Source organism: Streptomyces sp. WAC05292 (genome assembly GCF_003949955.1).
In the GTDB taxonomy this organism is placed as follows: Bacteria; Actinomycetota; Actinomycetes; order Streptomycetales; family Streptomycetaceae; genus Streptomyces; species Streptomyces globosus.
Genome location: NZ_RPSE01000385.1, coordinates 1 through 5,944, shown reverse-complemented (window position 1 = coordinate 5,944; position 5,944 = coordinate 1). Strand labels below are relative to the sequence as shown.

Sequence of the window (5,944 nt, the reverse complement as noted above, 5' to 3'; positions counted from 1 at the left end):
GCTTCGGGGGCGGCTGCTGTGGGAGGCGCTGCCGTGGCTGGGGCACCCTGCGTACGAGGACCACTTCCGGGCGGTGTTCATGGCGGGCGACCAGGTGCACTTCCCGGCGCGCCGGGGCCGGCAGCCGCCCGGGGAGTGGGTGGCGGTCGACCTGTACCCGGGACCCGACGGGGTGACGGTCGTCATCGGCGGGGCGGAGCAGCCGGCGTACGCGCCGGAGGCCGTGGTGCGTCCCGGGGCGGACCTGGGCGCGCCCGCGGACCGGGCGTCGGCGCTGTACCGGCCGGTGGCGCTGGCGATCGCGCTGACGGAGGCGGTGACGGCGCGGCAGGTGTCGGCGGTGGTGACGCAGGAGCTGCTGCCGGCGTTCGGGGGCCGCCAGCTGGCGATCTACCTGCTGAGCGACCGCCATTTGTACCTGGCGTGGGAGACGGGTTTCCCGCAGGGGTTCCTGGACCGGTTCGACGGGGTGGGGCTCGACGTGCGGCTTCCGGGGGTGGAGACGCTGACCTCGGGGCGGCCGATCTTCTTCGAGTCGATGGAGCACCTGGCCGCCGCGTACCCGGGGATCCCGCTGGACGCGCATGTGGGTGCGCGGGCGTTCCTGCCGCTGATCGCGTCGGGGCGGCCGGTGGGCTCCTGCATCCTCGGCTTCGACGCGCCCCGCGGTTTCAGCCCGGAGGAGCGTACGGTCCTGACGGCGCTGGCGGGGCTGATCGCGCAGGCGCTGGAGCGGGCGCAGCGCTACGACTCGGAGGCGGCCCTGGCGCGGGGCCTGCAGTCGGCGCTGCTGCCGCACCGGCTGCCGGAGCGGCGGCACGTCACGACGGTGGGCCGGTACCTCCCGGGGACGGTGGGCATGGAGGTGGGCGGCGACTGGTACGACGTAGTGGAGACGGCCGGGGGCCGGCTGGCGCTGGTCATCGGGGACGTGCAGGGGCACGGTGTGGCGGCGGCGGCGACGATGGGCCAGGTGCGCAGTGCGGTGAGGGCGTTCGCGCTGAGCGGGAACGCGCCCGAGCAGGTCGTCGCGGGCACGAACCGGCTGCTGATCGACTTGGACCCGGGGCAGTTCGCGAGCTGCTGCTACGTGGTGCTCGATCCGGTGTCGGGGCGGGCTCAGGCGGTGCGGGCGGGGCATCCGCAGCCGCTGCTGCGGCACGCGGACGGGCGGGCCGAGGTGCTGGAGCTGCCGGGCGGGGTGGTGCTGGGGATAGATCCGGACGCCGTGTACCCGGTGACGGACTTCCGCCTGGCGCCGGGGGCGGTCCTCGCGATGTACACGGACGGGCTGGTGGAGATGCCGGACACGGACATCGACGTGGGGGTCGAGCGGCTGCGGGCGGCGCTGGCCGCGGCCCGGCCCTCGCCGCTGGCGGAGACGGCGGACCGGCTGATCGGCGTGGTCCGCGGCGTCGCCGACAGGGCGGACGATGTGGCGCTGCTGCTCGCCTCGCGGGAGGCCGCCCCGCGGCGGCCGCGGCCGTGAGACTCCGGTGGTGGCCGGGTCGGGCCGCGGCGCGCCGTCAGTGCGGGCCGGAAGGGGGGCCACCCGGGGTGCCGAGCGTGAGGATGGTGTTGACGAGGCCGATGTGGCTGAACGCCTGGGGGAAGTTGCCGAGTTGGCGGTCGGCGACGGGGTCGTACTCCTCGGCGAGGAGGCCGACGTCGTTGCGGACGGCGAGCAGCCGCTCGAACAGCTCCCGCGCCTCCTTGTCGCGGCCGGTGAGGTGGAGGGCGTCGGCGAGCCAGAAGGAGCAGGCGAGGAAGGCGCCTTCGTCGCCGGGCAGCCCGTCGACGGAGGGTCCCTCGGTGCTGTAGCGGCGGAGGAGGCCGCCGTTGCTGCCGAGTTCGGCGCGGACGGCGTCGACGGTGCCGATCACGCGCGGGTCGTCGGGCGGGAGGAAGCCGACGCGCGGGATGAGGAGGGTGGCGGCGTCGAGTTCGCGGGAGCCGTAGAACTGGGTGAAGGTGTTGCGTTCGGGGTCGTAGCCGTTCTCGCAGACGTCGCGGTGGACCTCGTCCCGCATGGCGCGCCAGCGCTCGACGTCGCCGCGCCCGGACGGGTCCCGTTCCAGGGTGCGCACGGCGCGGTCCGCGGCGACCCAGGCCATCACCTTGGAGTGGACGAAGTGGCGGCGGGGGCCTCGGACCTCCCACAGGCCCTCGTCGGGGCGGCGCCAGTTGCGCTCCAGGAAGTCGAGGAGGGCGAGTTGGATCTGCCAGCCCTGGCGTTCGGCGGGCAGGCCGGCGGTGCGGGCCAGGTGCAGGGCGTCGAGTACCTCGCCGTACACGTCGAGCTGGAGCTGGTCGACGGCGGCGTTGCCGATACGGACGGGTGCGGAGCGCTCGTAGCCGGACAGCCACGGCAGCTCGGTCTCGGGCAGGCGGCGTTCGCCGCCGAGGCCGTACATGATCTGCAGGTCGGCGGGGTTGCCGGCGACGGCGCGGAGCAGCCATTCGCGCCAGGCGCGGGCCTCGTCGAGGAAGCCGGTGGAGATGAGGGAGCCGAGGGTGAGGGTGGAGTCGCGCAGCCAGCAGTAGCGGTAGTCCCAGTTGCGGACGCCGCCGATCTCCTCGGGGAGCGAGGTGGTCGCGGCTGCGGCGATGCCGCCGGTGGGGGCGTAGGTGAGGGCCTTGAGGGTGATCAGGGAGCGGGTGACGGCCTCCCGGTACGGTCCCTCGTACGAGCACTGCGCGGTCCAGGCGCGCCAGTCCTCGATGCAGTGCCTCAGGGCGGTGCGGGGGTCGACGGGGCGGGGCCGGGGTTCGTGCGAGGGGTGCCAGGTGAGGACGAACGCGACGCTTTCGCCGGCGGCGACGGTGAACTCGGAGCGGGTGCTGTTGTCCTCGCCCCAGGTGGGCACGGGCGGTTCGCTGCGGAACCAGGCGGAGTCGGGGCCGGCGACGGCGACGCGCTCGCCGTCGACGCGGCGGACCCAGGGGACGACGTGTCCGTAGTCGAAGCGCAGGCGCAGGGTGCTGCGCACGGTGACGCTGCCGGAGAGTCCTTCGATGATGCGCATGACGTCGGGGGCCTTGTCGCGCTGCGGCATGAAGTCGACGACCTTGACGGAGCCTTCGGGGGTGTCCCAGTACGTCTCCAGGACCAGGGTGTCGTCGAGGTAGGCGCGGCGGGTGCACGTCTCGTCGTCGGCGGCCGCGGCGGGGGCGAGACGCCAGTGGCCGTTCTCGCGGGTGCCGAGGAGGGCGGCGAAGCAGGCGGCGGAGTCGAAGCGGGGCAGGCACAGCCAGTCGATGGACCCGTCGCGGCCGACGAGCGCGCTCGTCATCAGGTCGCCGATGATTGCGTAGTCTTCGATGGGTTGTGTCATTCGTGCGCTTTTCCCGCGGATCGGCTGCCCCAATCAGCGGAAACGGCGCGGACGGCGCCCCGGCGGCCCGTGGCGGACGGGCGGGCGGGGCGCCGCTGCGTCAGGAGCGGACGAGGAGCGTGACGGCCGCGGCGGCGACGCCGACGGCGAGGGCGGCGGCGCCGTGGGTCAGCCGGTGGGCCCGCAGGAAGGGCACGAAGCGGTCGACGGCGTGGCGGCCGGGGCCGGTGAGGGTGAGGGCCGCGGCGGCGGCGGTGAGCAGGAGTTCGTACTCCATGCCGCCCTTGGTGGCGAAGAAGGACTCGGTGCCGTGCACGGCGATCGCGTTGATCATGGTGCCGGTGACGGCGGCGCCGGCGAGCGGGGTGAGGACGCCCAGGGCGAGGCCGAGGCCGCCGAGGGTCTCGGTGAGGCCGGCGACGACGGCCATCGCGTCACCCGCCGGGTAGCCGACGGAGGTGAAGAACTTGCCGGTGCCGCTGATGCCGCCGCCCCCGAACCAGCCGAAGAGCTTCTGGGTGCCGTGGGCGGCGATCGTCAGGCCGAGGACGAGGCGGAGCAGGAGCAGGCCGGCGTCGTATCCGGGGGCGGACAGGGCGAGGGGGGCGGCCGGTGCGGCGGCCTGCGACTGCGTCGTGGCGACGGAGGGGCTGGTCATGGGGATCCTTCCGGTCGGGCGGCCCCTCGGCGGTGAGGGGAGTTGTTCAAATTCGAACCGCCATCCTTGCCGACAGTAGCGAGTGATTCAAATTGGAACAACCTGTGTACCCTGGGGGCATGGCTGGAACGAGATGGCTGGACGAGCGGGAGATGCGCGCCTGGAGGGGTTTCCTGGCGGCTTCCGCCCTGGTGAACCGGCATCTGGACCAGCAGCTCAAGGACGACTCGGGACTCTCCCACCCGCAGTACGAGATACTCGTGCGGCTCGCGGCTGCCCCCCGCGGCGAGCTCCGGATGACGGAACTCGCCAATGGCCTGATCAATTCGAAGAGCGGCCTGACCTACCAGGTGACGCAGATGGAGAAGGCCGGGCTGGTGCAGCGCCGCAGCTGCCCCTCCGACGTCCGCGGGGTCTTCGCCGTCCTCACGGAGGCGGGCCGCGCCCGCCTGGAGGAAGCGGCCCCCGGACACGTGGCGGCGGTTCGCGAGGCCCTCATCGACGTACTGACCCCGGCGCAGCTGGAGGCCATCGCCGACGGGCTCGGCGAGGTCAGCCGCCGCCTGCGGGAGCAGGGCTGACACGGCGGCCGCGGGCTACCGTGGACGGAACGGGCAGGGAGGGTGCATGGACACGACGACGCTCTGGCTGACGGTCGCGGTGGCGGTGGGCCTCGCGCTGGCCGCCGCGGCAGCGGTGCTCCTGGTACGGGTGGTGCGGGCGCGGCGGATGCTGCTGGACGCGGGGGTGCCGCTGCGCGACAAGGCCCTGTTCTGGGTGGCCGTGGTCTACACGGTCTCGCCGGTGGACCTGGTCCCCGACCCGGTCTACCTCGACGACATCGGCCTGCTGCTCTTGACGCTGCGTTCGCTGCGGGCGGCCGCGCACGCGGTGCGCCGGGAGCCCGCGGCGAAGGAGCCGGAGACGGTCTGAGCGTCAGGCCACGCCGCGCGGCCGGTACTGGATGCTGATGCGGGGGCCGACGGCCCGGGCGGACTTGGGCACGGCGTGCTCCATGGTGCGCTGGCAGGAGCCGCCCATCACGGCGAGGTCGCCGTGGCCGAGGGGGAGGCGCAGCAGGGTCGGCCCGCCGCCGCGGGCGCGCAGGACGAGGTCGCGCGGGTCGCCGACGGAGACGATGGCGACCATGGTGTCCTCGGTGGCGGAGCGGCCGGTGCGGTCGCCGTGCCAGGCGACGCTGTCGCGGCCGTCGCGGTAGAGGCACAGGCCCGCGGTGGCGAACGGCTCGCCGAGCTCGGCGGCGTAGTGCCGGCAGAGGGCGTCGCGGGCCTCTTCGAGGACGGGGTGCGGAAGCGGCTCGCCCTCGCCGTAGTGGGCGAGGAGGCGCGGTACGGCGACGTCCTGCTCGTACATGCGGCGGCGCTCGGCGCGCCACGGCACGTGCTCGGCGAGGTGGGCGAAGACGGCGTCCGCGCCGGTGAGCCAGCCCGGCAGGTGGTCGACCCAGGCGCCGGATCCCAGCGGGGTGCGGCGCAGGCCGGCGAGCGGGCCGAGCCGGGCGTCCTCGCCCTGGTCGAAGAGGGAGCCCTGGAGGCCGGGGAGGCCGCCCGGTGCGGAGGGGCCGCGGAGGGTGCTCATGGGCCCAGCGTACCGCGCCACTCGAACATCAGCTCGATTCGCTGGCCGGTGGGCCCTCGCCTCCGACGGGCGGGTCCGGCGCCCCGAGCCGGCGGGTGATCCGGCGCCCGCGTCCCGTGCGCGTTCCGTGACGCTGCACCGCCCCGCCGCATAGGCTCGCCTCCGATCACCGGTACGCGGCCGGGGCCGCCGGGCCCCGCGCCCGGCCCCGTCCAGCCGCACCGCCCCGCCGCCAGCCCGGCGGCCAGCTCCGCGACCGACTCCGCGACCTGTGCGCTGTGCGACACCAGGACGATCCCGACCGGCCCGCCGCTCATCCGGCCGCCTCCGCCAGGGCCGCCAGCAGCAGCGC

6 protein-coding genes and 1 pseudogene are annotated in these 5,944 nt (G+C 74.6%); 3 read left to right on the top strand and 4 right to left on the bottom strand.

Annotation, left to right across the window (positions count from 1 at the left end; all coding sequences use genetic code 11):
- Positions 1 to 1,489, top strand: a 1,489-nt coding sequence (locus tag EF903_RS27320) for a PP2C family protein-serine/threonine phosphatase (protein WP_125547578.1), incomplete at its 5' end; no start/stop codon positions are given.
- A 37-nt stretch (positions 1,490 to 1,526) separates the two neighbouring features.
- Here EF903_RS27320 and EF903_RS27315 read toward each other — a convergent pair.
- Both EF903_RS27315 and EF903_RS27310 read right to left on the bottom strand, forming a co-directional pair.
- Positions 1,527 to 3,335: a glycoside hydrolase family 15 protein gene (locus tag EF903_RS27315; RefSeq protein WP_125547577.1), complete on the bottom strand. Its 1,809-nt coding sequence runs from the start codon at positions 3,333 to 3,335 to the stop codon at positions 1,527 to 1,529.
- Between the two features lie 100 nt (positions 3,336 to 3,435).
- Entirely contained in the window at positions 3,436 to 3,993 is a 558-nt protein-coding gene (locus EF903_RS27310) for a DoxX family protein (protein ID WP_125547575.1), read from the bottom strand.
- 119 nt (positions 3,994 to 4,112) lie between these two features.
- On the opposite strand from EF903_RS27310, the gene EF903_RS27305 reads away from it, so the two are divergent.
- A complete protein-coding gene (locus tag EF903_RS27305; RefSeq protein ID WP_125547573.1) occupies positions 4,113 to 4,574 on the top strand; it encodes a MarR family winged helix-turn-helix transcriptional regulator in 462 nt (153 codons plus the stop codon).
- 46 nt (positions 4,575 to 4,620) lie between these two features.
- Positions 4,621 to 4,926 (top strand): DUF1232 domain-containing protein, encoded by a 306-nt coding sequence (locus EF903_RS27300; RefSeq protein ID WP_125547571.1) that lies wholly within the window; start codon positions 4,621 to 4,623, stop codon positions 4,924 to 4,926.
- A 3-nt stretch (positions 4,927 to 4,929) separates the two neighbouring features.
- Here the strand turns inward: EF903_RS27300 and EF903_RS27295 are convergent, their stop codons facing one another.
- Both EF903_RS27295 and EF903_RS35550 read right to left on the bottom strand, forming a co-directional pair.
- Positions 4,930 to 5,592 (bottom strand): alpha-ketoglutarate-dependent dioxygenase AlkB, encoded by a 663-nt coding sequence (locus EF903_RS27295; RefSeq protein ID WP_125547569.1) that lies wholly within the window; start codon positions 5,590 to 5,592, stop codon positions 4,930 to 4,932.
- 185 nt (positions 5,593 to 5,777) lie between these two features.
- Positions 5,778 to 5,909, bottom strand: a pseudogene (locus EF903_RS35550) (PTS fructose transporter subunit IIA); the annotation flags it as partial.
- Between the last annotated feature and the right edge of the window lie 35 nt (positions 5,910 to 5,944).